This is a genomic window from Enterococcus hulanensis, assembly GCF_005405485.1.
Lineage (GTDB): Bacteria > Bacillota > Bacilli > Lactobacillales > Enterococcaceae > Enterococcus_A > Enterococcus_A hulanensis.
Window position 1 is genome coordinate 175613 of record NZ_BJED01000008.1, and the last position, 26386, is coordinate 201998.

The window sequence follows — 26386 nt, forward strand, 5'->3', positions numbered from 1 at the left end:
TATGAAGCGGATAAGTATCGGAAACACCTTAAACTTTCATTATAAGCTGGTGATTCTCTTAGTCATTTTACCGATGGTATTCATCAGTGTTTTCTTCATGGTCAATATTTTTCAATATCGGAAATCAATTGAGAACGTCAACTATGTCAACAAGTTGAATTCTGAAATGGCTACAAAAATCGACAACTCGGTTTTTTATTTGATTACCGGAAAACCCACAAAAATGCAGGACCCCGCTGAATTGATTCTTTATTATCACAAAAAACTGGACACATTGAAGACCAGCTCTTCTTCCGTCGATCAGCAGCAGACCTTAGATGTGGCAAAACGCATATTAGACACTGATCGCCATTATGTGAATACGATCAAAGATAATATAGCCACAGAAAAACCAATCAGTGAGAGTGAAGCGATCCTAGTCGAAATTCGCAACGTCAATGTTCTATTAAAAGACACCTTACAGGAATTTGTGACGGGCGAGATCAATCTCTCAAATAAAAAGAGCAATCAGATTTTCCAAACGATTATTATTTTGCTGTTTTTAGAACTCTGTTTAGTCGTCATTCTCATTCTTATTATCAGCCGAAATAAAAAAGATTTAACTGCCCGAATACAGACACCAATGGACAAAATTCTAACTTCCCTCTCTGAAGTTTCTAAAGGAAACTGGGATACTCAGGTGGAAAGCTCTGAAATCATTGAGTTTGACCTTTTATCGACTGAGGTCAATCAAATGACCACTCAGATCAAAGCGCTAATAGAACAAAACGAACGTAAACAACAAGCAATTGCCAAAGCCGAATTGAAAGCCTTGCAGGCCCAAATAACGCCCCATTTCATTTACAACAGCTTAGATGCGATCATCACCTTATCAGAATTAGATGAACCAGAACGGGTGGTCGAAACAACACTAGCCTTATCGAATTTTTTTAAGCTGACACTAAACAATGGCAAAGATTGGGTGACCGTCCAACAAGAAATCGAACATGTCAAAAGCTATCTGCAGATTTTAAAAACTCGCTATGGCTCGATTTTAGAGTATCAGCTTATGATTGATCCTTCGATCGAGAACATTAAAATGCTAAAAATGATTTTACAGCCGCTCGTTGAAAATGCCATGTATCACGGGATTAAACACAGCCGCCGACGCGGACTCATCGAAATTCGCGGGACACAGCAAAATCAAATGCTGATCTTTGAAGTCGCAGATAACGGCAGCGGGATGTCCCCTCGGCAAGTGGCTGAGCTGCAAAAAAATATTCAAGAGCTCGATCCTACTGGTGTATCTGGCGGTTATGGACTTTATAATGTTTATCGCAGATTGCGGCTTTACTTTGGTGCGGCAGCTGAGCTGCGAATAGCTAGTCAAGAAAATCAAGGAACAACAGTTACAATCATGCTGCCGATTCGAGATGATGCGTTTTTAGAAACGGAGGAAGAAGATGCTTAAAGTGTTTATCGCTGAAGACGAGGAGATCATTCGTTTATCGTTACGCAAACAACTTGCGAAATTGGAAAAGGAAGGCACTGTTCAATTTATTGGTGAAGCCAGCGATGGCGACATGGCTCTTTCCATGATGCAAGAGTTGAAACCCGATCTGCTTTTGACAGATATTCGCATGCCCTTTATGAACGGATTGGACCTTGCTCGTTATGCTAAAGAAATGCTGCCGTGGCTTCATGTGATCATCATTAGCGGTTACGATGATTTTGCCTACTCTCAAGAAGCTATCGCCATTGGTGTTGATTCCTACATCACTAAGCCTGTAACTACCATTGAGCTGATCGATGCTATCAAATCTTCACAAAAGCGAATTCAGCAAGAACGCGAGCGGCAGAATCAGCCAGATCAAAAAAATAAGCTCATGCATTTTGAATACTACAAAGAACATTTTTTCCATCATTTAGAGAAAAACGGCTACGACCCTAGTGAATTGATCGAACGTCAGGAGAAGCTCAACTTTAATCTATTGGGACAGTATCTAACGGTCATCTACATCAAATTGCCGCAACAGCATTTAAATGAACAAAGCTATCAGCATCTTGTCCTTCGTTTAAATGAAGTCTTTGACTCAGATAAAAATGTCCTGCCAGTGGTCTATGATACCCTTACTATCAAGTGTCTAGTTAGTGGTGCAAGCGAAGGCAAATCAATGGATAAAGCCTATTACGCGGCAGATATTCTGAAATACGAACTGTTAAGTATGGAGGAAACTGCTTTTGTTATCGCAATTGGCAATACCTCTAATCGTTTGACCGAGCTTCGCAACAATCTATTATTGACCCAACAATTTGCACTTGAAAGTCTCGAACCCTTCAACGGGAAAATTATTCAGCGAGCAGACACACTAAATGTCGCAGATGCTGGTTTTGTCCTACCCGATAAAACGGTCCTAAATCTCAATCAGCAAGAATTTCAAGTAACCGAATTAATCAATACGATCTTACAGGGCTTAGAAACTGAGAATGGCTTCTCCTCCTCTTCGGCCTATCAAACGACACAATACTTGCTAAAATTCTTAGAAAAATTGAACACCAATCAAGGTCGAAAAGTTTTGGTAGAATACCAAGAAGCTGATTTAGTTTTAATCAGCAAAACACCTTCAGTTTTTCGACTGCTCCTTGAAGTATTGCTGACGGCGATCAAAAATGGGCTAAAAGAAAAAAGCTATCAGAAAAAAGAGCAGGAGCATCCTGTCGTAACAGCTGTCTACAAAGAGATCTTGGAAAACTACTCGGACCCCAATTTATCCTTACAAGTAGTTGCCGATAACGCAGGAGTTAGCCAAACATATCTAAGTACCCTTTTTTCTCAGTCAAAAGGAAAAAACTTCATTGACGCATTGACTGAGATTCGCCTAGATCATGCAAAAGAGCTGCTGAGAGAAACAGATCTGCTAATCACTGCGATTGCCTTTGAGATTGGCTATAATGACCCTAACTATTTCAGCTATCTCTTCAAAAAGAAAATCGGCGTTTCTCCAAAAGCTTTTCGCAATTCGCAAAATAAATAAACCTAAGAAGAAAATCAAGTTCTTCTTAGGTTTATTTTTCTGCAGTTTTCCAACATCCGTCAAATTCTTAAACACTTATATTTCCATATAAAGAGTGCCTGAACCTCGACTAACTTAAAAATCATCGCATCCATTAGAAAATGAAACGTTTCATGTAGCATCCAGCTCCTGAAAAAACTGAATCATACTTTCTCTGATTTTTTGAATTATCCTATTATCACGTTGGTTTTTGAGTGTTCGAATGTATAGGATCCTCTTTAAAGGGTGTTCTAGTGAGACAAGCTGGACTTCATTATCTTGTAATTTCCATGTTTTTCTAGGAACCAAGGCTATCCCCATTCCTCGATTAATCATATCCCTGTACAATGATGGATTATCAACTTCATAACTAATTCGAGCTTTTTTGACATGCTTAATAAAGTAGTCATCCATCGATTGTCTCAACTCATATTCTTTCGTTAAGCTGATCATCGGGATATTTTCGAGAGCAGTCAGGGAAAGTGGTGAATCAAATAATTCCTTATCATAAAGATACTTTGGAACCGCTAGTAAACACTCCTCTTCTAACACCACCTGACTGTCATACAGAGGAAGGGCCGTGGGTATAGATGATAGAACTATTTCTGCTTTTTCATCTTGCTTATTTTGAGTAAAATTTAAGGCTGAGGGAACTTGACAGGTTTCGATCCGCTCTAACAGCTCCGTAAAATAAGAGGAGGCCACCTGCAATGAAATATTGATAGGCGCAATGTCATTCGTTTCACTGACTTCTCTTTTAGCCTCTTCCCAAGAATCAATAATCTGGCAACAACGCCCTTGAAAAATTCTTCCTTTATCATTTAACGCAATCTTATTCCCAAATCGTTTAAAAAGCGGCACACCTATTTCAGTTTCTAATAAACGTATCGTTTTCGTCAATGTCGGTTGACTGATTTTTAATTCTTTTGCTGCCTTTGTTAAATTTTCGAATTTTGCTGCTGAACGAAAATAGTATAGTTTCGTTAAAAACATACATCATTCCTCCTTAACCTTCTTCCTTCATAGTAGTCTATCCAATTAAAACTATCCACAACACATCCATAAATACACTCAATAAAATAACTATTCGATTTTAGAATAGTGCTATTCATAATAGTATTATATACACATCCTCATTCTTTTGATAACATATTCTCATAAATAAAAGTTATTTGGAAGGAGTGAAATAAATGGAAAAAAAGGTCACATGGAAATCCTGGTTATCGTTGTTCTTTTTAATTGTCATGCTGTCTGGACTTTTTAAAGATGTGCAAGGTCCTTTGAAAGCGCTTGATTTCCTGAATCTCACCGGAAACTTTGGTACGATTTTTGAAGAAGTCAATTTTCAAGGTCAAGGAGGGGTTGGTGCTAGAGAAGGGGTACTGGTCGCTCTGACAATTCTCCCGTCAGTCGTTTTTGCCGTTGGTCTGATTGAAACACTTCAAAGCTTTGGGGCTTTTAATGCCGCCGAAAAGCTCTTCACACCTATTTTACGTCCGATTCTAGGAATTCCCGGATCGGCCGGAATCGCATTTATTTCTTCTTTCACTAGTTCTGATGTCGGCTCTGTTATGACAAAGGAATTATTTGACAATGGGCAGCTAAGCGATGATGAGCGAAGTGTTTTTACTTCCTATCAGTACACTGCCTCCGCAGTCATTTTAAACACCATTAACACGCAGGCTGTTCTGCTGCCTATTGTTGTCTGGCCTATTGGTCTCATCATCGTCTTTTTGATTGTGATGAAAATACTTGGGGCAAATCTTGTTCGAATTATATTGAAAATCTCTAATCAAAAGGAGTTGAGAAAATGGAAAAAGAGCAAAGCGTAACACAACCAGCACCTAAAAAGGGAATCATCGAAATTTTTTTAGCTGGCTGTAAAAAAGGACTCTACATTGGGCTGGAACAGATTTTGCCGGCAATGGTATTGGGTTATGTCGTCGTTCAATTTCTTCAATTGACAGGTATTACCGACGTTCTAAGTGTCGTTTTCGGTCCAGTGATGGGAATCTTCGGTTTACCCGGAGCATCGATTGTCGTCTTAATTTCGGCCTTTTTCGCTAAAGCTGCGGGCGCTTCAACAGCAGCGAATCTCTATGCGACAGGCGTAATCACTGCTGCACAAGCCACAATTCTTTTAATGCCATGTATGCTCATGGGAACATTAGTTGGGCATTTTGCACGAATTGTTTTAGTAGCAAATGTTAATCCTGCTCATCGAGCTTTACTTTTATGTATTCCTATCATTACTTCCGTTGTCGCTATGCTGCTGATGCGCATCCTTCTATCAGTAACTGGTCTTATGTAAAGCACCACGCTATTAAGAGAGGAGCAACAATTTATGATCAATAAAAATCAGGAGATACTTGCATTTATCGAGGAACAAAAACCGAATATTTTAAAGGATTGGCAAGAACTTGTTGAATTAGAAGGTTCTACCCTAGAAAAGCCTAAAGTCGAAAAAACAATCAGTAAATTCCAATCATGGTTAGAAGCAGAAGGCTTTACCTGTAAAGTCATTGATGTAGGCGAACAAACAGCCGGCACTCTTATCGGCATGCTCGGTGAAGAACGAGCAGGAAAGCCGATTCTATTCTCAGGTCATTTAGATACTGTTTATCCAGAAGGCACCTTTGAAAAGGAATTTCAAATCGTCGATGGAAAAGCTTTTGGTCCAGGAGTATTAGATATGAAGGGCGGCTTAATTATTGCCTTGTATGTAGTCAAAGCTTTACGAATGTTGGGCTATGAAGAGACTCCTATCAAATTTATCGTTTCGGGCGATGAGGAAAACGGACATCAGCTATCCAAAGGTGACGATCTGTTCGTTGAAGAAGCAAAAAATTGTTTGTTCGGTTTGAACATGGAAACCGGTCGGATCGACAATAAATTATGTATTGGCAGAAAAGGTGTCATCAATGCGTTGATCACCGTCACAGGAGTAGGCAGTCACGCCGGCAATGATTTCGAATCCGGTCGTAATGCTATTACTGAGATGGCGCATAAAGTCCTCCTGCTCCATGACTTAACTGATTTGGAAGCTGGAACGACAGTCAACCCTGGGGTTATCGCAGGCGGAACTGTGATCAATGCTACTCCTGCCAGCTGTACATTAAAAGTCGATGTCCGCTATAAAAGCTTAGATGCTGCAGAAAAAGTCGTAAATGAAATTAAGAATATCTGTAAAAAAACTTATATTGAAGGAACCTCAACCGAAGTCAAAATCATTGAAGCCTTAAAGAGCTTTGAAACCAATGACAAAGTTGAGAAATTGCTTGGCTTTATTCAAACTATCGCTGCTGAAACAAATCATGATGTCCCCGGCAGTGTCTACCTCGGCGGCGGCTCTGATGCTGCTTATGTCGGCATCGCTGGGACCCCTGCTATTTGTTCGATCGGCGTGTTAGGTCAATGGAACCATACACAAGAGGAATATGCAGTTGTTCAATCGATGTTTGATCGAATCAGCTTAGTAACCACGGTTGTGTTAAATCAAAAAAACTTTTAATTTCTACTCCCACTGCTAAATTTAATGGCATGTGGGAGTTTTTCTTTAAATTAAGAAAGGCTTCGCGAACTCGCTCAGCTTTTGAGCAATAAGACCAAAATATTTCTAAATTGCTTCTCAAATTTCGAAATATTTTTGCTTACTGCCGATAAAGCTAGTTCGTGAAGCCAGACATGGATATACCCGCTACAAAGCGATTTATTCCTGTTGAAATTCTATACTTTCTTTATAGTCAAAAAAACGAGCTCCTTATAAAAAGCAGCCCGCTAAATTTTTTATATAAAATCTTGATTGTTTGCCTTAAACAATTTCATTACTCTGATAGGATAAGCAATGCTCATCGATCCACTTAAATAGTTCCGCCAGATCATAATCCCCACAATGATAGATCCCCCAAGGCAATTCGAAATCTACATCGTATCCTTTGTTTTTAAGCAAGGTTGCTAAAATCACCGGAATCGCCAGCGACGTATCTCGATCAAATGACCCATGGCGAATACGCCAGTGTTTTGCTATATCTGCTTTGTTTTCACGAATATACACGGTCGGGTTCAACAATCTGATCGTCATATCATCCGCAAGCTCTGCATCCGGCACTCTGCTGTGTTCCATCGAAAAAGCAGTAAAGTGTCGACTGTCTATTACCTCATTCCCAAATTCCTCATTCTCAGGACTGGTTAAATCTACTGCATCAAAAGCCGGTGCAGCCTTCATCCGAGTAATCTTTGTCACAAAAGTATCCCAATCCAAATCAATTACGTGATTGTCCGCAACTTTAAGATATCTTTGTGTGTTAATCTCACTGCCATCCATCATCCAGCGGGTACGGAGCGATTCATTCTCATGTGTCTGCAATTCTTTATTAGCAGAAGCGAGCAGCTCTTTCTTTACGAACTCTTTAAAGCTGCCTTCTCCGTCTTCATCTAGCGTTAAAATTTCTCCAGCTTCGTCTGTCAGTCCAAGACTATTCACATATGCGGGAAATAGAGCTTTTAACGATCTCGATAACGCCAGCTGCTGATCCGTCATCTGTCCATCATCGGGAATTCGGATAATGCCGTTGTCCGTTCGCAAGTGCTTGGTGCGATAATAATCCTTCTGTCCTGAAAAAAGCCATTCATAGGCACTATCTGCATTTTCAAGATTATGAATAGGACAATAGCTGCTAACAGCAAAAATATCATCCCGCTCATCTGCTGCTCCGATCTCGGCCAAATACGAATCATAATCTGGGCTATTTCCGGTGGCTCCTACCAGTGCTGAAAGCGCGCCGCCCGCACTGGTTCCATTGGTGATAATGCGCTCCGTATCACCTGGGATCAAGTGCTTATTGTAACGAAGATAGCGAATCGCTGCCTTATAATCTACAATCAACGCTGGTGCACGCCCCACCATATGACCTGTTGCTTCTATATACTCTTCTTCCTTACTGCCTTCAAAATAATCAGCCGTAATTCTGCCGGAGGTACGACCACGCACACCCGCACTGACTACCACATATCCATGCTCCAACGCTAGAAAGATTAAATTCACGTTTTTTGAATATCTATCCTCTCCAGGCTCATCGACTGGTCCAGGAAGATACCCTCCAACTGTATTAGGCATAAAAATTGGTGCACTCGATCGATCGTATGCTCCAATGGCTAATCCATGATAATAGTCCTCCGGCACATAAATACTCAATTTTTGAATCAAATCGACTGGCTTCTCACAATAACTGAGATTTTCGAAAGCTCGATAGGTTATTTTCCGGCCCCCTTGTTCACAGGTCTTGATGACATACTGCTCAGTTGGAAGCCGCAGTTTATCTGACATTCCATTTCCTCCCTATTAAATCCAACAACGTAGTGTAAGGTATAACAGGATGCCAAGAACTATCTAGGCATCCTGTGTTTTTACTGTTCAACTTGACCAAGAACCTGAGTCGCCTCTTCATCGTTGTAAACTAAAATCGTCGCAATAATTGTAAAGATCGCACCAAACGCAATTCCGATACAATATTTCACGATATCTTGAACGCCGCTGCCGCCAGCATAGTTTAAAATGCCGAAGAGTCCGCTTCCGCCAAACATATACATCTTTGTTCCCAGCGCACCGATAATTGCTCCGCCGATGCAGCCGCCAATGATATTGATTAAGAATAATTTTTTGATCGGAATTAAAATAGAGTACATCAATGGTTCCCCAACTCCGCAAATCTGTGAAATCGTTGCAGGAATTGCAAGATCTCGAACCTTTTGATTTTTACGACATGCCCAGCAAATTGCTAAACCTTGAAACACGCCAATCATCGGACCAATACCGCCACAGGCCATAATATTATCAAAACCATTTAACGCAATTAACTGCAGCGCCATACCAATAATGACCCAATGCAGACCAAAGAGTACCAACACCCCGAAGCCGCCGCCAAGTATAGCTCCAGCAATTACTCCGCCGACAACCGGTATGTTGAATAATGCATCGATAACAATAGAAATCACACCACAGACAGCATTCAACACAGGACCAATGACAATGTAGGCTAAAACAATGGTGATAATCAACGTAATAATCGGCGTTAAAACACCACGAATGGCCTCTGGAATTGTTTTTTTACACCATTTTTCAATTTTGGATGCTAAATACACCGCAAGAATCACCGGAAATACGCTAGACGTGTAACCTGCGCCCGGCATAATGATCGGGATTCCAAAAAAGGTATTGTAATACGTCATTTCAAAAGCAGAACCTGCAAACAATGCATGAGAAACATCAAAAGCTTCGGCAATATTAACCATCCCCGGATAAACCAAAGCAGCACCAATCGCCGCACCAATGAATTCATTACAGTTAAATTTCCGAGCAGCGGTGAAGCCCAGCATGATAGGTAAGAAATAGAAGAAGCCATCTCCCAAAGCATAAAGCAGCATATAAACTCCGCTACTGGTACTAAGGACACCGATATTATCTAGTGCTAAAAAGGCCACAACACCTTTTGTAATACCTGCGGCTGTAAGTACCCCCAACGTAGGAACCAAGATACCGGAAATAGTTCCCATTAATGTGTTGAGTATCCCCTTCTTGTTCTCCTCTGCTGTTGATTCATCAGCTGCCACCTCGCCGTTGCCAGCGATATCATATTCTGAAATAATTGCATCATAAATTCCGCTGACTTTATTTCCGACAACAACTTGCAGCTGCCCGCCAGAATCTAAAACGGTTAAAACATATTCAGTTTTTGAAAGTTTTTCTTTATCGGCCTTGCTAGTATCCTTGAGAACAAAGCGAAGACGTGTGATACAATGAGTAAGGGATTGAACATTTTCCTTCCCGCCAACAAGCTCCATAATTTTGCCTGCAACAGCATCGTATTTCCCAGCCATTTTATTAACCTCCATAAAGTAATTTTTAGGTATGATAGATAAAGCTTAACAACTGAGTTTCTGGATGGCCATCCTTACTAAATCATGTTGATAACTTGATTATAGGAACATCCGCTTGTTATGTAAATGCTTTCTGGAGTTTAGGCTATTCCTTGCAGAATTAATAAAGTAAGGGCTTTTATTTGAAATTTTATTGCAAAGCTAAATTCTTTTTTACGCTCACTAACAAGTATGAAATATGTAGGAGGATTATAATGGACATTATCGAAAAAATGCGTTGCCAAGAAAAATTCACTACCTCTGAGCTTGAAATCATAAAACTGCTGTTAAACGATCCAAATATTTTGTTGTCTAGTCCCACAGCAGCACAGCTTGGCGTAGCTGCCTATACATCTGCTTCTACTGTGGTACGTTTGTGCCAAAAGCTGGATTGTAAAAATTTTGCAGAATTCAAGACCCAGTTTATTTCAGATTATCAACAAAGAGAACAAACAAATCTTTACGTAGATGCCGATCTGCCTTTTACTGCAGCAGATTCTCCTGAAACAGTCTTAGATCAGCTGACCGCTTTAGAAGAAATTGCCATTCGTTTAACCCGCTCAATAATTAATCCAAAAGATTACCAAACCGCGGCGAAGATATTAAACGAAGCTGCTTGCATTGATGTGTACGGTGAAGGCGGAAATGTCAATTTACTCCATGATTTTGCTTATAAAATGGGAAGAATACATCATCAAGTCCATATCCATCAAGACAACCAGCAGCAGATGCTCTCTGCTTCCATCAAGCATACGAATCATTGTGCCATTGTTATTTCATATTCAGGCGAGACACCTTCAATTTTGCGCTACGCAAAGCTTTTGAAAAGCAATAATGTTCCTACATTATCTATCACCAGTCAAGGAACGAACAGCCTAGCATCAATTACGAATATTAATTTGAATATGGCTACACTAGAAAGCAAACCCTGTGCTAATGTAAAACTTGGCACGTTTACTTCAAGCATCTCCATAATCACGATCATGAACTACCTTTATGCGGGAGTCTTCCAGCTGGATTATGAGACGCATTACGAACATTTAAATGAAGACCTGCTTATCTTCTTGAAAGATCGCTAGTCTTTCACATTAAGCTCCTTTTCAGAAAAGTTCTGATGAGGAGTTTTTATTTTGAAATCAAATCCTGAACATTCTGTTTCCGAATTTATAAAATAAAAAAACGAGCCGCCCATAAAGGGTAGCTCGTTAAAGTCTGTTTGAACAGAATTTTGATTACTCCGCAGCGTTTTGATCTTTGAGACCGTATTTTTTGTTGAAACGATCGACACGTCCATCTGCTTGAGTGAATTTTTGACGTCCTGTGTAGAATGGATGAGAGTCAGAAGTAACTTCGACACGGATTACTGGGTAAGTATTTCCGTCTTCCCATTCAACTGTTTCTTGTGAAGATTTAGTAGAACCTGACAAGAATTTGAAACCTGTAGTTGAGTCCATAAATACAACTGGATGATATTCTGGATGAATTCCTTGTTTCATAGTTTTTTTCGCTCCTTTGCCCTGAATCATTTGCTGGTTCAGAGTTATTTATTTACAACATGAATATACTATCATGAATGATTCGACAATGCAATTATCTTTTTTGATTTCTGCGAGGTGTTTTTCCACCGAAGGAAACATCTTTGAAGGCCTTGAAAACTCCCTCGTTATTCTTCGTCTTTTTCAAGAAGTTTATAAATTGTGAGGTATATTCTAACGAATCCCCTGTCATATTGTTACGCAGCTTAAAGATTTCTTCTAAACGATCTGGACTCATCAATAAGTCTTCTTTACGAGTACCAGATTTTTTGATATCGATTGCTGGGAAGACCCGACGTTCAGATAACTCACGAGACAATTGCAATTCTAAGTTCCCTGTTCCCTTGAACTCCTCATAAATTACATCATCCATCCGACTGCCCGTATCAACAAGCGCCGTTGCTAAAATCGTCAAACTCCCGCCTTCTTCAATATTCCGTGCAGCACCAAAGAATTTCTTCGGTTTGTATAACGCCGCGGGATCAATACCACCGCTTAATGTCCGACCGCTTGGAGGAACGACTAAATTATAAGCACGTGCCAAACGCGTGATACTATCCATCAAAATTACAACATCTCGCTTATCTTCTACCAAGCGCATGGCCCGTTCTAAGACCAACTCAGACACACGAGTATGATTCTGCGGCTGCTGATCAAACGTTGAATACACCACATCTCCTTGAACACTGCGCTCTAAGTCAGTTACTTCCTCTGGACGTTCATCGACTAACAGCACGATCAATTCAACATCAGGATAATTATCAGTAATCCCATTGGCAACTTCTTTAAGGATAGTTGTTTTTCCTGCTTTTGGCGGTGCAACGATCAAGCCCCGCTGACCAAACCCAACTGGTGAAAAGATATCGATCATTCGAGTAGACAAACGACCGGGGGTTGTTTCTAATACTAACTGTTTATCTGGGTAAAGTGCCGTCAAAGCTGGAAAATGCGGACGTTCTTTGGCTTCTTCTGGATCTTTGCCATTGACGCTTTCTACATGCATCAATCCATAATAACGCTCTGACTCTTTTGGTGGACGTGCCTTTCCGGCCACCTTGTCGCCATTTCTTAAACCAAAACGACGAATCTGTGAAGAAGAAATATAAATATCCTCCGCACTTGATCCATAGTTAATTGGACGCAAAAAGCCGTAGCCATCTTGCCCAACAATATCCAAGACGCCTTCCATATAGAAGAAGCCTTGTTTTTCTGCCTGCGCACGAATCACCGCTAACGATAATTCCTTCTTATTCATCTGGCTATAATAAGGAATTTTAAAATCTTTTGCATAAGTATAAATTTCTTTCAGCGTCTTGTTTTCAAGTTCCGCCATTGTTAAATAATCGCTCATTATTCCGCCTCTTCTTCGTCGATCATTTCGATAGTAGCACCAAGAGCCGTCAGTTTCTCAATAATATGATCGTACCCGCGTAAAATGTATTCCACGTTAAAAATCGTTGTTTTTCCTTCAGCCATCAAGCCAGCGATAACTAAACAAGCCCCGGCACGCAAGTCGGAAGCAACTACTTCGGCACCGTGTAACTTACTTGGTCCATTTAGTACGATTAAATTACCTTCTACCCGAGCATCCGCTCCCATGCGTACCAGCTCAGGAATATGATTGATACGTTTTGAATAGATCGTATCAATAATTTCTGCTGATCCTTGGGCTTTTAACAATAATGGTGTCAAAGGTTGCTGTAAATCAGTCGCAAATCCAGGATACGGTGAAGTCGTTATATCAGCGGTCTTCAAATTTTTTGAAGGCAAGACCTCGATACTGTCTTCTGAGATATTCATTTCCACACCGATTTCCTCCAGCTTCGCAATAAAGCTTTCGATATGTTCATAAATCACGTTATGGACTGTTACTCCTTCACCCATTGCCGCAGCCAAAGCCAAATAAGTTCCCGCTTCGATCCGGTCAGGGATGATGGAATGGACACAGCCGTGTAATTCTTCAACACCTTCAATCCGAATTTCATCAGTACCCGCACCACGAATTTTAGCGCCCATATTATTCAATAAAGTTGCTACATCAATAATTTCTGGTTCTCTTGCGGCATTTTCAATGATCGTTTTGCCTTCAGCCTTAACTGCTGCCAACATCACGTTGATAGTCGCACCAATAGAAACCACATCCATAAAAATGCGGTCGCCTTTCAAACCTTCTTCTTCTGTACGTAAATAAATCACACCATGCTCATTTGAAACGTCCGCACCTAGGCTTTCAAACCCTTTGATATGCAAATCAATTGGACGAGGTCCTAAGAAGCATCCACCAGGCAAACCAACTACTGCTTCGCCAAATTTGCCTACTAACGCACCCATAAAATAGTAAGAAGCACGTAATGAATTAATTTTTCCGCTCGGCATCGGGATTGATACGACATTCGTGGGATCAATTACCATCCGATTATCTTCAAACGAAACCTTCGCACCCATAATCTCTAAAATCTCGATTAACGAGTGAACATCTTGAATATCTGGAACACCTTCTAAAGTTACTGGCGAATCCGCCATGATTGCTGCTGGGATCAATGCGACCGCACTGTTTTTCGCGCCGCTGATTGTAATATTACCTGATAATGGCTTTCCGCCATGGATTTCAATTTTTCTCATTTATTTTCACCTAATTAATTATTTTGAAGTTTATAGACCATTATCCATTCTAGCATATTATTGCTCGTATAAAAAGGAACCATTCTCAAAACTCAGGAGAAAATAAGCAGGTTTTTCGTATTAGAAAACCTTTTGATTATTAGACGGCTAATTTTCGAGTTGAATTCATATACTCGACCAAATTTATTGGAATTTTTGAAATATTCTATTGGTTGAATTGATTATTTTATAAGTTGACTGCAAGCCCCAACTCTTTAAGATTGATTTAAGCATAAAAAAAATCTCGAAGCGTATGCTCCGAGACTAGAAAAAGCAAATTAAGCTTTGTTTGCTGAACCAAACCAGTCGATATGTTCTTCAGCATCTTTAACGATTGCAGCAACACCTGGTGCTAACAATTTACGAGGGTCAAAGCCTTTTCCTTCTTTATCTTTGCCAGCTTCGATATATTCACGAGTTGCTTTAGCAAATGACAATTGGAATTCAGTGTTAACGTTGACTTTAGAAACACCCATTGAGATAGCTTTTTGGATTTGTTCTTGAGGAATACCTGATCCACCGTGTAATACTAAAGGAACATCAGAACCTACAGCATCAGCGATAGCTTGTAAGTGGTCAAATGCTAAACCTTTCCAGTTTTCAGGGTATACACCGTGAATGTTACCGATACCGCATGCTAAGTAGTCGATACCTGTAGCAACCATTTGTACACATTCGTCGATGTCAGCTAATTCACCAGCACCGATGATTCCGTCTTCTTCACCACCGATTGAACCAACTTCACACTCAACAGAGATACCTTTAGCGTGAGCTTTTTCAACAACGTCTTTAGCCAATTTCAAGTTTTCTTCAAATGGAAGATGAGAACCATCAAACATGATTGAAGTATAGCCAACTTCGATACATTCTAAAGCAGCTTCGTAGTCACCATGGTCTAAGTGGATAGCAACTGGTACAGTGATACCCATTGAGTCAACTAAGTTACATACGATATCTTTAGCAACTTTGTATCCGCCCATGTATTTTGCTGCGCCCATTGAAGTTTGGATAAGAACTGGTGCTTTTTTAGCTTCTGCAGCTTTTAGAATAGCTTGAGTCCATTCTAAGTTGTTTGTGTTGAATCCACCAACTGCATATCCGCCTTTACGTGCAGCTTTTAAGAATTCTGCTCCTGATACTACTGGCATAAAAAATTCCTCCTAAGGTTTTTTACTATTTGGTTAAGCCATGCTTAACTAACGTGTTAATTCTATCAAAGTTTCGGCATCTTTGCTACTCCAAACCTTCCGATAAAACCTTTACATTTCAACTTTTTTGCTTTTTTTTGTAAAAAAACTGAAAGGCATAGACGCCTTTCAGTCAAATTTACTATTTTGCTTCTTTGCTTTCTAATGAAGCTCCCACGAATGCTTTGATCAATGGTTGTGGACGGTTTGGGCGAGAAATCAATTCTGGGTGGAATTGACAGCCCACAAAGAATTTATTTTCAGGAATTTCAACAATTTCTACCAAGCGATTGTCTGGAGAAACACCTGAGAAGACCAATCCTTTCTCTTCAAATAATTGACGATATTGATTGTTAAATTCATAGCGATGACGATGACGCTCTTGGATCACCTCTTCGTTGTTGTAAGCATTTGCTGTTTTACTACCTTTTTTCAACTTGCATGGATACAAACCAAGACGCAAAGTACCGCCTAAGTTCTCAATGTTTTCTTGATCGGCCATCAAGTCGATGATGTTATTTTCTGTATCTGGAACTGTTTCCGCTGAGTTAGCATCTTCAAGACCAGCCACATTACGAGCAAATTCCACACAGGCCATTTGCATCCCTAAACAAATTCCTAGGAACGGCACATCATTTTCACGAGCAAATCGGATTGCTTCGATTTTCCCTTCGATTCCGCGATCTCCGAAACCGCCGGGTACTAAAATACCGTCGGCGTCACCTAATAATTCTTTGACGTTTTCACGCGTAACTTCTTGTGATTGAATCCATTCGATCTCGATATCTGAGTCAAAAGCAAAACCAGAATGTTTCAAGGCTTCTACTACAGAGATATAGGCATCTGGCAATTCCACGTATTTCCCTACTAATGCGATCTTGACCTTCTTCTTAAGGCTCAAGACTTTTTCTTCAAGTTGACGCCATTCAGTCATGTCCGCTACAGGTACATCTAATTTCAAATGATCACAAACAATTTGGTCCATCCCTTGTGCCTGCAATGCTAATGGAATTGAATAAAGAGTTTCAACATCGCGAGATTCAATAACTGCTTCCGGAGCAACGTCACAGAATTGTGCCAATTTATTTTTTGTTCCTTGAGAAACGGGCTGTTCGGTACGAACAACTAAAATATTTGGCTGGATACCTAAGCCGCGTAATTCCTTCACACTATGCTGCGTTGGTTTAGTTTTCATTTCACCAGCAGCTTTCAAGTAAGGAATCAATGTTGTATGGATATACATCACATTATCCGCTCCAACTTCTGCTTTCATTTGACGTAAAGCTTCAAGGAATGGTAATGATTCGATGTCTCCCACTGTACCGCCAACCTCTGTAATGATAACATCTGAGTCTGTCATCTTCGCTGCACGCATGATTTTTGATTTGATCTCATTTGTGATGTGTGGAATGACTTGGACAGTTGCACCTAAGTATTCGCCTTTACGTTCCTTGCGAATAACTTCTGAGTAGATTTTTCCTGTCGTTACGTTGGAGTATTGATTCAAGTTAATGTCGATAAAACGTTCATAGTGACCCAAGTCCAAGTCCGTTTCAGCACCATCATCGGTTACAAAAACTTCTCCATGTTGGTAAGGACTCATCGTACCTGGATCGACATTGATATACGGATCGAATTTTTGGATGGTAACTTTCAATCCCCGATTTTTAAGCAAACGACCTAATGATGCTGCCACGATCCCTTTGCCAATTGATGAAACTACGCCGCCAGTTACAAAAATATACTTTGTCATAAATGAAAAAACTCCTTCATACTAATTTGCAGGAAACGTCTAGAAAAAACAAATACAGCTCCCTATCCAATTTGAATAGGGAGCTGTGAATTCACTAAACACTTGACCCTTACTAAAAGGGTGCCCAAGCAGTATAATACCGACACTTTGGAAAATTGTCAACTGTAATAGTTAGTTGCTTAAATTTCTTTAATCAAATAACCGACCAAAAAAACTTTTCTTTTTCTTTGGTTCGGCGGTCTCTTCCGTTGCATTTGACGGATATTTTTCTTCGATATCGATGATTTCTTCATTCACTGCATGATCTGTCACTAATAATACGCCGATGCTGTCCTCTGACTCGACCGTCGCATCATTTACGATGGTAAAATCCGTTGCATTTTTTGAAGCTAATGCGATAAACTCTTTTTGCAGTTTTTCATTTACCTCGCCATTGATCAATAGTTTGCCCTCAGGATGCTTTTTGATTTCTTCAATCAAATTTTCACGATCCTTTTTGCAATCCATCTCCCGCACTGTCATACTTACAAAGCAGCGTTCTCGAAAAGTTCCTAAATATTTCCGTTGTTCGTCCGGATTGATCCGCGGTGAACCATACCGTCCCTTATCTAAATGTTGCTGCAATTCGTCCTTTGCCATCTCATTCACTTCCTTATATGTAGGTTTCTTCTGGAACTAGTATATCAAAAGAAAGAAAAAAATGCTGATTCTCTGCCAAAAAGCCTAGAGAAAGCGATTGTTTCAGAAAAAACATAAGAAAACCATTGTACTTTTATTCCTTCTATTTTATAGTAAAAGATGGTGTTAATTATTATTAAAAGCCCGTTTATATGCGGGCTTTTGTCGTATTCCCAAAAAAAGGAGTGTTTTGTGATCAAGCGTTATAAGAATTTGTTACAACAGGAGTTCAAACATTACTCTAAAGAAAAACTTCAAAAGGATTTATTAGCTGGATTGACTGTCGCTGCCGTGGCATTGCCGTTGGCCTTAGCATTTGGCGTCTCTAGCGGAGCCGATGCGGCAGCCGGTATGATCACAGCAATCATCGCAGGTCTTGTCATTGGGAGTCTTTCAGGCGGTTTCTATCAGATTTCCGGTCCGACTGGGGCAATGGCAGCCATTCTAACAGGTATTATTGCAACACAAGGTTTAGCAGGCGTGTTAGTCGCCACGTTCATCGCAGGTATCATTTTATTGATTGCAGGGTTATTCAAGCTGGGAAGTCTTACTTCATTCATTCCCTCGCCAGTTATTACCGGGTTTACCTCCGGCATTGCCATCATTATTGCTTTAGGTCAAATCGATAACTTTTTCGGTACAACCTCTGTTGGTGATAATGCCATAGCAAAATTAATCAGTTACGGTTCCGGCTTCACACCAGATTTTCCGACACTTTTATTAGGTATAGTCGTTTTATTGTTACTGATTTTTTATCCCAAAAAATGGAATCAGGTATTACCCGCTTCACTAGTTGCAATTATTCTAGCTACCTTTGCTACTATTATATTCAAACTGCCGGTCGCAAAGGTTGGTGCGATTCCGACTTCATTATTAACCAGCGAACGTCTTCACTTGGCAACACTTAATCTCCCGTTAATTAAGCAGTTATTTTTACCGGCTATCAGTATTGCCATGTTGGGTATGATAGAAAGCTTACTCTGTGGTGCTTCCGCTGGACGGATGACTGGAAAAGATCTTGACAGCAACCAAGAATTGATTGCTCAAGGGATCGGCAATATGATTCTGCCGTTTTTTGGCGGCATTCCAGCAACTGCTGCGATTGCTAGAACGAGCGTAGCGATAAAATCAGGAGCTCAAACACGATTAGCCGGAATTTTTCATGCCCTCTTTCTGTTTTTATCAATGATTATTTTTGCACCAATTATGTCTCAAATTCCAATGGCTGCCCTTGCCAGTGTTCTGCTTATCACAAGTTGGCGGATGCATGAATGGACAACTATAAAAACAATGATTCAGCAAAAAAATCGAACGGCAATACTTCTATTTCTCGTGACTATGCTAAGTACGATTATTTTCGACCTCAGCATCGCAATCGTGATTGGCGTCATTTTTGGCTGTATTTTCTTTATCGCAAAAAGCGCGAAAATTTCAATCATTACCGAAGAGATTGATTGGCAGAGAATGGAGCTACCGCATTCTGATGCTGGTTCTGATTGGGCTGTCATCTACATCACCGGCCCATTATTCTTCATGTCTGCTAATCAGTTGAAAAAAGAATTAGATCAAGCTGTCGACAAAGAAGGGATCATCTTTTCTCTTCGCGGAGTTCCCAGTATTGATTTAACCGCACGAGATACCTTTGCTGATTATTTTTCAGTTGCGTCATTAAACAAACAAAAATTGATTTTTACTTCGATGCAGCCTGAAGTTGAAAAACAATTTCAACAATTATGGGATCAGCAAGACCATTGCCCGATTCAGCACCCAACTGTTGCACATGCACTCCACGCCTTGCATCAAGATGATTAGTCTGTTCTTTTTCTTAAAAAAGCTGTGAGAAAATTCTCACAGCTTTTTTAGTATTATTGTTCTTGTTCCTCAAGTTGTCTACGTCTTATTTCCTCTGTTTGCTTGTTTAAATCATTCTCTGCTTGAGCTAGTTCTTCATAGGTTAGGATGCCATCATTATTCAGATCTGCTTGAGACGTTTCCTCGCTAACTACTCTCTCTCCATTTGGCAGGACACGCAAGACCGTGACCGCCTCACCATTTGGAGTAACTAAAACCTGTCCGACCTGATCGTCCTTCTTTGGCTGTTCAGCAGTTGTCGATGGTGTGGTTTGTGCTTGAGTAGTTTCGGTAGAGGGTTGTGTTTCTGCTACAGCAACTGCTGAAGAACTTTCCTTGGAACGCTGATAGCTTACTGACGGCTCAATTTGAATCTTTTTCTCAGTCTCTTCATTCTTAATTTTAGCAGTCAATCTCAATTCTTTTGTTATCGGTTCGGATAATTGATACTCTATACGAAACAAGCCATGTTCATCTGCGGTTTCTTTTTGATTTTCAATAGAAATGATCGCATCCGGCTCTGTTGTTCCAGTAATGATTGCTTTACCTAACTCATCTGTTTCAAACGTTTTGAAGCAGATAATCTCAAGTTCCTTTTTCTCTTCTGAGGAAGACTGTGAGATAGTCGCTTCCCTTTTTTGTTCCTTATTGGTGTTACAACCAGCCAGCATAAATACACTTGCAGATACAACTGCCATTCCAACAATCTTTTTCATAAATCCCTCCAAAATATAACGTAGAAATAGACTCCCAATCCTCTTTACGACTGATAACTATTCCTTACTTCTATTATAAACACATAACAGGACTCATCGTCTAGCTCCCAAAGCAACTTATTTTACTATGCTAGAACTGAAAAATTAACAATAGTGGCTAACCTAGCAAGACCAAATCATTTCTTTTCCTTTCCATAAAAAATACCCCTAACTAGGATAAGGAAAATCCTTAAATCCTAGTTAGAGGTAACATATCAAAATAGTAGACAATTAAGTCTATCTCTATTATTTACCGATGAATGGGTTGTTTTTTAAGTTGTAGAAAGATTTGATTCCTTTGTATTCTGCAACATCACCCAATTGGTCTTCGATACGTAATAATTGATTGTATTTAGCAATACGGTCAGTACGTGAAAGAGAACCAGTTTTGATTTGGCCAGCGTTTGTTGCAACAGCGATATCAGAGATTGTTGAATCTTCTGTTTCACCAGAACGGTGAGATACAACTGCAGTATAGCCAGCTTCTTTAGCCATTTCGATAGCATTGAATGTTTCTGTTAAAGTACCGATTTGGTTAACTTTGATAAGGATTGAGTTAGCAACACCTAAATCAATAGCTTTAGCTAATTTTTCAGTGTTTGTAACGAACAAGTCATCACCAACTAATTGAACTTTATCGCCTAAAGCTTCAGTTAATTTCTTAGTACCTTCCCAGTCGTTTTCGTCTAAGCCGTCTTCGATTGAGATGATTGGGTATTTCGCGCATAATTCTTCGTAGAATGCGATCATTTCTTCAGTAGTTTTTTCGCCTTCGCCTGAATCAGCTAAAACGTAAACACCTTTTTCTTTGTCGTAGAATTCTGAAGAAGCAGCATCCATAGCAAGAACGATGTCTTTACCAGGTACATAGCCAGCTTTTTCGATAGCTTCGATGATTACTTCGAAACCTTCTTCGTTAGAACCAAGGTTAGGGGCAAATCCGCCTTCGTCACCAACTGAAGTAGCTAAACCTTTAGCTTTTAAGATTGAAGCTAAAGCGTGGAATACTTCTGCACCATAACGTAAAGCTTCTTTGAATGTAGGAGCGCCAACAGGCATGATCATAAATTCTTGGAAGTCGATAGAGTTATCAGCATGTGATCCACCGTTGATGATATTCATCATAGGAGTAGGCAAAACTTTCGTATTGAATCCGCCAAGGTAGTTGTACAATGGGATTTCTAAGAAGTCAGCAGCTGCACGAGCAACAGCAATAGAAACACCAAGAATAGCATTCGCACCTAATTTACCTTTGTTAGGAGTGCCATCTAGTTCGATCATAGCAGCATCAATTGCAGCTTGGTCGCGTACGTCGTAGCCGATGATTGCTTCAGCGATAATGTTGTTTACATTATCAACTGCTTTAGTAACACCTTTACCGCCGTAACGAGCTTTGTCGCCATCACGTAATTCAACGGCTTCGTATTCACCTGTTGAAGCACCTGAAGGAACCATACCGCGGCCGAATGCGCCGTCTTCTGTATAAACTTCTACTTCGATTGTTGGGTTACCACGTGAGTCTAGGACTTCGCGTGCGTAAACGTCTGAGATAATTGACATGTTTTGTCTCTCCTTTAAAATTTGTTTTTTTGTAAATAAAGGTTAAAAAACCCTTATAACCCATATTAGTGAAAATTGCGGGCAGTTGCAAACAAAAGCTGCAATTTCTGTAAAAAAATTATTTTGCGCCTTCTAATAAAGCTAAGAATGAATCAGCTTTTAAGCTAGCTCCGCCGACTAAAGCTCCATCAACATTTTCTTTAGCCATGTATTCAGCAATGTTTTCTGGTTTAACAGAACCGCCATATTGGATACGAACAGCTTCAGAAACTTCTTTGCCGTAGATACCTTCAACCGTAGAACGAACAACGCCGCAGATTTCATCAGCAATTTGTGCATCAGCAGATTTACCAGTACCGATAGCCCAGATTGGTTCATAAGCAATAACCATGCTTGAAACTTGTTCAGCAGAAAGATCAGCTAAACCAGCTTTGATTTGGCCTTCGATCCACTCAGCTGTTTTGCCAGCTTCATAAGTTTCTAAAGACTCTCCACAGCAAAGAATTGGTAACATACCGTTAGCAAAGATTGCTTTCGCTTTTTTGTTGATTTCTTCGTCTGTTTCATGGAAGTATTCACGACGTTCTGAATGGCCGATGATAACATACTCTACACCAAGATCAGCTAAAGCAGCAGGTGAAGTTTCACCAGTAAATGCTCCAGCATTTTCCCAATAGCAGTTTTGAGCAGACATTTTTAAGTCAGTGCCTTTTGCTGCTTCGACTAATTCTTGTAAGAATAAAGCAGGTGATCCAATAACTGAATCTACTTTATCATTAGCAGGAATGTTGTTTTTTACCGCTTCCGCAAAATCTTTTGCTTCTGAAGCAGTTAAATTCATTTTCCAGTTACCAGCAATGATTGGTTTACGCATTTAAAAAAACTCCTTTTTTGTTTAACTTTTCAAGATAGCTCTTCTAACTATTTATCGTTGATTGCTGCAAGACCAGGTAGTTCTTTACCTTCTAGTAATTCAAGACTTGCACCGCCACCAGTTGAGATGTGAGTGAATTTATCAGCAAAGCCAAGTTGTTCAGCTGCTGCTGCAGAATCCCCACCACCAATGATTGTCGTAGCGTCTTTTAAGTTTGCGATTGCTTCACAAACACCGATTGTTCCGCGAGCAAAGTTGCTCATTTCGAACACACCCATAGGTCCGTTCCATACAACTGTTTTCGCGCCTTCTAATGTTTGTGCGAATAAAGCGATTGATTCAGGTCCAATATCAAGACCCATTTGTCCAGCCGGAACATCGCCTGAATGCTCTTCAGTTGGTACATCATTTGAGAATTCAGTCGCTGTGATTGAGTCAACTGGTAAAACTAATTTGTCTCCAGCTGCTTCGATCAATTCTTTTGCCAAATCTACTTTGTCAGCTTCTACTAATGAGTTGCCGATTTCCATGCCTTTAGCTTTGTAGAATGTATATGTCATTCCGCCGCCGATCAAGATTTTATCAGCTTTTGGAATCAAGTTTTTGATTACGCCGATTTTATCAGAAACCTTCGCGCCGCCTAAGATTGCAATCATAGGACGTTTAGGTTCTTCAACAGCTTCGCCGATGAATTTGATTTCTTTTTCCATCAAGAATCCAGCAACTGTTGGGATTCCAGTAGAAGCAATACCTACGTTAGAAGCGTGAGCACGGTGAGCAGTACCGAATGCGTCATTGACGAATACATCACCTAATGAAGCCCAGTATTTACCAAGTTCAGCGTCATTTCCGCTTTCTTTTTTACCGTCGATGTCTTCAAAACGAGTGTTTTCAAATACAACTACGTCGCCATCTTTCATGTCTGCGATTGCTGCTTCTAATTCAGAACCACGAGTTTCAGGAACAAACGTTACGTCTTTACCTAGTAATTCGCTTAAGCGTACAGCCACAGGTTTTAATGATTTGCCTGCTTTATCGTCTTCTGTTTTCACACGACCTAAGTGAGAGAACAAAATTGCTTTTCCGCCTTGTTCTAAAATGTAGTTGATTGTTGGTAACGCCGCTTTAATACGAGTGTCATCAGTAATCACGCCATCTTTAACAGGAACGTTGAAGTCCACACGAACTAAAACTTTCTTGTCCTTCAAGTCAAGATCTTTAACTGTCTTTTTTGCCATGAAAGAAAACCTCCAAATAATTTTTTTAAATCTTTTTTATTATACAACTCTTTTCCAAAAAAGAGCCAATGATAAACTTACGAAAAAAACGGAGAAGCGCGTTGCTTCCCCGCCTTTTTTCAGACATTGTCATTGTTTAAAATAAATCTTAAAGTTTAGCGAAGTATTCTAAAGTACGAACTAATTGAGCAGTGTATGACATTTCGTTATCATACCAAGCAACAGTTTTAACTAATTGTTGTTCGCCAACTGTCATAACTTTAGTTTGAGTTTCGTCAAATAATGATCCGTAAGTCATACCTACGATATCTGAAGAAACGATTTCGTCAGTGTTGTAACCGAATGATTCGTTAGATGCTGCTTTCATAGCTGCATTTACTTCATCAACAGTAACTTTTTTGTTAAGAACAGTAACTAATTCAGTTAATGAACCAGTTGCAACAGGAACACGTTGAGCAGCTCCGTCTAATTTACCGTTCAAATCAGGAATAACTAAACCGATAGCTTTAGCAGCACCAGTTGAGTTAGGCACGATGTTTGCTGCAGCAGCACGTGCACGACGGAAGTCACCTTTAGGATGAGGTCCATCAAGAGTCATTTGGTCACCAGTGTAAGCGTGGATAGTTGTCATTAATCCTTCAACAACACCAAATTCGTCATTTAAAGTTTTAGCCATAGGAGCTAAACAGTTAGTAGTACATGAAGCACCAGAGATAACTGTTTCGTCACCAGTTAAAGTTTCGTGGTTAGTGTTGTAAACGATTGTTGGAACATCGTTACCACCAGGAGCTGAGATAACAACACGTTTAGCACCAGCTGTTAAATGTTTTTCAGCAGCAGATTTTGAAGTGAAGAATCCAGTACATTCTAATACGATATCTACTCCTAGTTCTCCCCAAGGTAATTCTTCAGGGTTGCGGTTAGCAAGAACTTTAACTTCTTTTCCGTTCACGTTGAATGAACCTTCATGAACTTCAACAGTTCCATTAAAGCGACCTTGAGTTGTATCATATTTTAACAAGTGAGCCAACATTTTAGCGTCTGTTAAGTCATTGATAGCTACAACTTCTAATCCTGCTACATCTTGGATACGGCGGAATGCTAAGCGTCCGATACGTCCAAATCCGTTAATTCCAACTTTTACTGTCATTTAAGATTTCCTCCTTATGGAATCAAAAAATATATTTATTTTAAAGGGGATGTCCCTTTTAAAATCTCATTTGCAGCGGCTTCATCAGTGATGAGCCACGTTTGTTTTGGAGCGTTTTTCATATACGCTGTAATGGCTTTGACTTTGCTTTTGCCACCAGCGACTGCTAGAACCGTCGGCATCTTTTGAATATCTTCTAAAGATAATCCGATGCGAGGTACTTTATGGACGATCTCTCCATTTTCGTCAAAAAAGTAACCAAATGATTCTGCAACAGCATTTTTTTGTTTCAGACGAACAATCTCATCTTCCGACATTTTCCGTCTGGCTGCCATATGCACAGCACGACCAATACTATGAACAACACAGTTGGCCTCTTTGATCATCGCCAAGACGCTTCTAATCGAAGGTTCTTTCAGCAGTGTGTGATAAGCTTCTTCACTTAATTGTTCTGGCACGTATAAAGCGCGATGCTCTCCGTGAGCATTTGCTGCCATCAAGGCACTCACTGAGTTGGCTTGGATTGATACAGCCTCTCCGATACCACCTCGAGCTGGAACAAAAAGATTATGGCGTTTTGCTGTTTCTAATGGGCTGACATGTCTGGCAACTTCGGCCATCGTCGTACCACCCATCACTGCAATGATATTTCGGCCATCTGGTAATTGACGTTGCAATGCTTCATCAACTAGCTCGCCAAATTCACCGATTACTTTTTCCTGCTCATCACTGTTTCCAGAAACGATCAAGCAACGCTCGATTTCAAAAAGTGAAGCAAGTTGTTTTTCTAACTGATCCATTCCAGTAAACTGTTCCATCAATAATTCTAGATGTTGCAGCAAATCCTGTCCTTTTTCAGTTAACAACATACCGCTCTTCGTTGCATCAATCAAACGCTGATCTCTAAGATAATCTGTCTCACTTCGTAAAACCCGTTCGGTAAGACCTAATGAATCAGCTAAGTTTCTTCGACCGATCGGCTGCATCCAAAAAATATTCTGCATAATGCGATATCTTTTTTTCACAACCTCTAACACATCAGGGGCGATTGCTTCAAGTACTCTTAATTCACTTAACAAAGGAATTCCTCCGTTGGACTTAAGTAGTCCCTCATAGACTTTTAGCGACCCATGAATATTAAAAAAAATACAAGAAAGCCAAATTATTCATTTGAAATTTGCTAATTTCTTACATGAC

The 26386-nt window shown here is 40.1% G+C and carries 22 protein-coding genes; 7 read left to right on the plus strand and 15 right to left on the minus strand.

Annotated elements, in window-relative coordinates:
* Position 1 precedes the first annotated feature (1 nt).
* Positions 2–1450 carry a sensor histidine kinase gene (locus FFR60_RS10835; protein ID WP_137664172.1) on the plus strand — a complete coding sequence of 483 codons (1449 nt, stop codon included), beginning with the start codon at positions 2–4 and terminating at the stop codon, positions 1448–1450.
* Positions 1443–3014, plus strand: a complete 1572-nt coding sequence (locus FFR60_RS10840) for a response regulator (RefSeq protein ID WP_137664173.1) — start codon at positions 1443–1445, stop codon at positions 3012–3014. Before FFR60_RS10835 ends, FFR60_RS10840 begins: the two co-directional genes overlap by 8 nt.
* A 150-nt stretch (positions 3015–3164) precedes the next feature.
* Here FFR60_RS10840 and FFR60_RS10845 read toward each other — a convergent pair whose 3' ends face one another.
* Positions 3165–4025 carry a LysR family transcriptional regulator gene (locus tag FFR60_RS10845; RefSeq protein ID WP_137664174.1) on the minus strand — a complete coding sequence of 287 codons (861 nt, stop codon included), beginning with the start codon at positions 4023–4025 and terminating at the stop codon, positions 3165–3167.
* A gap of 197 nt (positions 4026–4222) precedes the next feature.
* Between FFR60_RS10845 and FFR60_RS10850 the strand changes: the two genes are divergently transcribed.
* From FFR60_RS10850 to FFR60_RS10860, 3 genes are read left to right on the plus strand one after another with little or no spacing between them, the layout of a single operon-like run.
* Complete coding sequence (locus tag FFR60_RS10850) at positions 4223–4864, plus strand: nucleoside recognition domain-containing protein (protein WP_137664175.1); 642 nt, start codon at positions 4223–4225, stop codon at positions 4862–4864.
* Positions 4843–5343, plus strand: a complete 501-nt coding sequence (locus FFR60_RS10855) for a nucleoside recognition domain-containing protein (protein WP_088935930.1) — start codon at positions 4843–4845, stop codon at positions 5341–5343. Before FFR60_RS10850 ends, FFR60_RS10855 begins: the two co-directional genes overlap by 22 nt.
* 33 nt (positions 5344–5376) lie before the next feature.
* Complete coding sequence (locus FFR60_RS10860; protein ID WP_137664176.1) at positions 5377–6543, plus strand: M20 family metallopeptidase; 1167 nt, start codon at positions 5377–5379, stop codon at positions 6541–6543.
* A gap of 300 nt (positions 6544–6843) precedes the next feature.
* On the opposite strand, the gene FFR60_RS10865 is transcribed toward FFR60_RS10860, so the two are convergent.
* Both FFR60_RS10865 and FFR60_RS10870 read right to left on the minus strand, forming a co-directional pair.
* Complete coding sequence (locus tag FFR60_RS10865; protein WP_171004913.1) at positions 6844–8358, minus strand: subtype B tannase; 1515 nt, start codon at positions 8356–8358, stop codon at positions 6844–6846.
* Between the two features lie 80 nt (positions 8359–8438).
* A complete protein-coding gene (locus FFR60_RS10870) occupies positions 8439–9908 on the minus strand; it encodes a PTS transporter subunit EIIC (protein ID WP_137664177.1) in 1470 nt (489 codons plus the stop codon).
* A 254-nt stretch (positions 9909–10162) separates the two neighbouring features.
* Between FFR60_RS10870 and FFR60_RS10875 the strand changes: the two genes are divergently transcribed.
* Positions 10163–11026 carry a MurR/RpiR family transcriptional regulator gene (locus FFR60_RS10875; RefSeq protein WP_137664178.1) on the plus strand — a complete coding sequence of 288 codons (864 nt, stop codon included), beginning with the start codon at positions 10163–10165 and terminating at the stop codon, positions 11024–11026.
* Between the two features lie 153 nt (positions 11027–11179).
* On the opposite strand, the gene FFR60_RS10880 is transcribed toward FFR60_RS10875, so the two are convergent.
* From FFR60_RS10880 to FFR60_RS10905, 6 genes are all read right to left on the minus strand, one after another.
* Positions 11180–11443, minus strand: a complete 264-nt coding sequence (locus FFR60_RS10880) for a type B 50S ribosomal protein L31 (RefSeq protein ID WP_088932267.1) — start codon at positions 11441–11443, stop codon at positions 11180–11182.
* A 94-nt stretch (positions 11444–11537) separates the two neighbouring features.
* Positions 11538–12833 (minus strand): transcription termination factor Rho, encoded by a 1296-nt coding sequence (gene rho / locus FFR60_RS10885; RefSeq protein WP_137664179.1) that lies wholly within the window; start codon positions 12831–12833, stop codon positions 11538–11540.
* Positions 12833–14104: a UDP-N-acetylglucosamine 1-carboxyvinyltransferase gene (gene murA / locus FFR60_RS10890; RefSeq protein WP_137664180.1), complete on the minus strand. Its 1272-nt coding sequence runs from the start codon at positions 14102–14104 to the stop codon at positions 12833–12835. The genes rho and murA overlap by 1 nt, the downstream gene beginning before the upstream one ends.
* A gap of 317 nt (positions 14105–14421) precedes the next feature.
* The gene (locus FFR60_RS10895) at positions 14422–15291 is read right to left on the minus strand and encodes a class II fructose-bisphosphate aldolase (protein ID WP_088932264.1); all 870 of its coding nucleotides are present in this window, start codon (positions 15289–15291) and stop codon (positions 14422–14424) included.
* Between the two features lie 181 nt (positions 15292–15472).
* Positions 15473–17083 carry a CTP synthase gene (gene pyrG / locus FFR60_RS10900; RefSeq protein ID WP_088932263.1) on the minus strand — a complete coding sequence of 537 codons (1611 nt, stop codon included), beginning with the start codon at positions 17081–17083 and terminating at the stop codon, positions 15473–15475.
* Positions 17084–17272: 189 nt separating this feature from the next.
* Positions 17273–17722 (minus strand): YueI family protein, encoded by a 450-nt coding sequence (locus FFR60_RS10905; RefSeq protein WP_137664181.1) that lies wholly within the window; start codon positions 17720–17722, stop codon positions 17273–17275.
* A gap of 231 nt (positions 17723–17953) precedes the next feature.
* Here FFR60_RS10905 and FFR60_RS10910 point away from each other — a divergent pair, with 231 nt between their 5' ends.
* Complete coding sequence (locus FFR60_RS10910; RefSeq protein ID WP_137664182.1) at positions 17954–19573, plus strand: SulP family inorganic anion transporter; 1620 nt, start codon at positions 17954–17956, stop codon at positions 19571–19573.
* 53 nt (positions 19574–19626) lie between these two features.
* Here FFR60_RS10910 and FFR60_RS10915 read toward each other — a convergent pair whose 3' ends face one another.
* The 6 genes from FFR60_RS10915 to FFR60_RS10940 all read right to left on the minus strand — a co-directional run bounded on the left by FFR60_RS10915 (position 19627) and on the right by FFR60_RS10940 (position 26268).
* Positions 19627–20328: a hypothetical protein gene (locus tag FFR60_RS10915; protein ID WP_137664183.1), complete on the minus strand. Its 702-nt coding sequence runs from the start codon at positions 20326–20328 to the stop codon at positions 19627–19629.
* A gap of 285 nt (positions 20329–20613) precedes the next feature.
* Positions 20614–21927 carry a phosphopyruvate hydratase gene (gene eno / locus FFR60_RS10920; RefSeq protein ID WP_088932259.1) on the minus strand — a complete coding sequence of 438 codons (1314 nt, stop codon included), beginning with the start codon at positions 21925–21927 and terminating at the stop codon, positions 20614–20616.
* A gap of 118 nt (positions 21928–22045) precedes the next feature.
* Entirely contained in the window at positions 22046–22801 is a 756-nt protein-coding gene (gene tpiA, locus FFR60_RS10925) for a triose-phosphate isomerase (RefSeq protein ID WP_137664184.1), read from the minus strand.
* A 47-nt stretch (positions 22802–22848) separates the two neighbouring features.
* On the minus strand, positions 22849–24039 hold the full coding sequence (locus FFR60_RS10930) for a phosphoglycerate kinase (RefSeq protein ID WP_137664185.1): 1191 nt from the start codon (positions 24037–24039) through the stop codon (positions 22849–22851).
* A gap of 148 nt (positions 24040–24187) precedes the next feature.
* Positions 24188–25189: a type I glyceraldehyde-3-phosphate dehydrogenase gene (gap, locus tag FFR60_RS10935; protein WP_088932256.1), complete on the minus strand. Its 1002-nt coding sequence runs from the start codon at positions 25187–25189 to the stop codon at positions 24188–24190.
* A 35-nt stretch (positions 25190–25224) separates the two neighbouring features.
* On the minus strand, positions 25225–26268 hold the full coding sequence (locus tag FFR60_RS10940; RefSeq protein ID WP_088932255.1) for a sugar-binding transcriptional regulator: 1044 nt from the start codon (positions 26266–26268) through the stop codon (positions 25225–25227).
* Positions 26269–26386 lie beyond the last annotated feature (118 nt).

Coding starts and splice junctions, on each gene's coding strand:
- FFR60_RS10840 (WP_137664173.1), top strand. CDS start 1,443: ATGCTTAAAGTGTTTATCGCTGAAGACGAGGAGATCATTCGTTTATCG.
- FFR60_RS10850 (WP_137664175.1), top strand. CDS start 4,223: ATGGAAAAAAAGGTCACATGGAAATCCTGGTTATCGTTGTTCTTTTTA.
- FFR60_RS10895 (WP_088932264.1), bottom strand. CDS start 15,291: ATGCCAGTAGTATCAGGAGCAGAATTCTTAAAAGCTGCACGTAAAGGC.
- FFR60_RS10835 (WP_137664172.1), top strand. CDS start 2: ATGAAGCGGATAAGTATCGGAAACACCTTAAACTTTCATTATAAGCTG.
- FFR60_RS10880 (WP_088932267.1), bottom strand. CDS start 11,443: ATGAAACAAGGAATTCATCCAGAATATCATCCAGTTGTATTTATGGAC.
- pyrG (WP_088932263.1), bottom strand. CDS start 17,083: ATGACAAAGTATATTTTTGTAACTGGCGGCGTAGTTTCATCAATTGGC.
- FFR60_RS10860 (WP_137664176.1), top strand. CDS start 5,377: ATGATCAATAAAAATCAGGAGATACTTGCATTTATCGAGGAACAAAAA.
- murA (WP_137664180.1), bottom strand. CDS start 14,104: ATGAGAAAAATTGAAATCCATGGCGGAAAGCCATTATCAGGTAATATT.
- FFR60_RS10870 (WP_137664177.1), bottom strand. CDS start 9,908: ATGGCTGGGAAATACGATGCTGTTGCAGGCAAAATTATGGAGCTTGTT.
- FFR60_RS10855 (WP_088935930.1), top strand. CDS start 4,843: ATGGAAAAAGAGCAAAGCGTAACACAACCAGCACCTAAAAAGGGAATC.
- FFR60_RS10915 (WP_137664183.1), bottom strand. CDS start 20,328: ATGAAAAAGATTGTTGGAATGGCAGTTGTATCTGCAAGTGTATTTATG.
- tpiA (WP_137664184.1), bottom strand. CDS start 22,801: ATGCGTAAACCAATCATTGCTGGTAACTGGAAAATGAATTTAACTGCT.
- rho (WP_137664179.1), bottom strand. CDS start 12,833: ATGAGCGATTATTTAACAATGGCGGAACTTGAAAACAAGACGCTGAAA.
- FFR60_RS10845 (WP_137664174.1), bottom strand. CDS start 4,025: ATGTTTTTAACGAAACTATACTATTTTCGTTCAGCAGCAAAATTCGAA.
- FFR60_RS10930 (WP_137664185.1), bottom strand. CDS start 24,039: ATGGCAAAAAAGACAGTTAAAGATCTTGACTTGAAGGACAAGAAAGTT.
- FFR60_RS10905 (WP_137664181.1), bottom strand. CDS start 17,722: ATGGCAAAGGACGAATTGCAGCAACATTTAGATAAGGGACGGTATGGT.
- gap (WP_088932256.1), bottom strand. CDS start 25,189: ATGACAGTAAAAGTTGGAATTAACGGATTTGGACGTATCGGACGCTTA.
- eno (WP_088932259.1), bottom strand. CDS start 21,927: ATGTCAATTATCTCAGACGTTTACGCACGCGAAGTCCTAGACTCACGT.
- FFR60_RS10875 (WP_137664178.1), top strand. CDS start 10,163: ATGGACATTATCGAAAAAATGCGTTGCCAAGAAAAATTCACTACCTCT.
- FFR60_RS10865 (WP_171004913.1), bottom strand. CDS start 8,358: ATGTCAGATAAACTGCGGCTTCCAACTGAGCAGTATGTCATCAAGACC.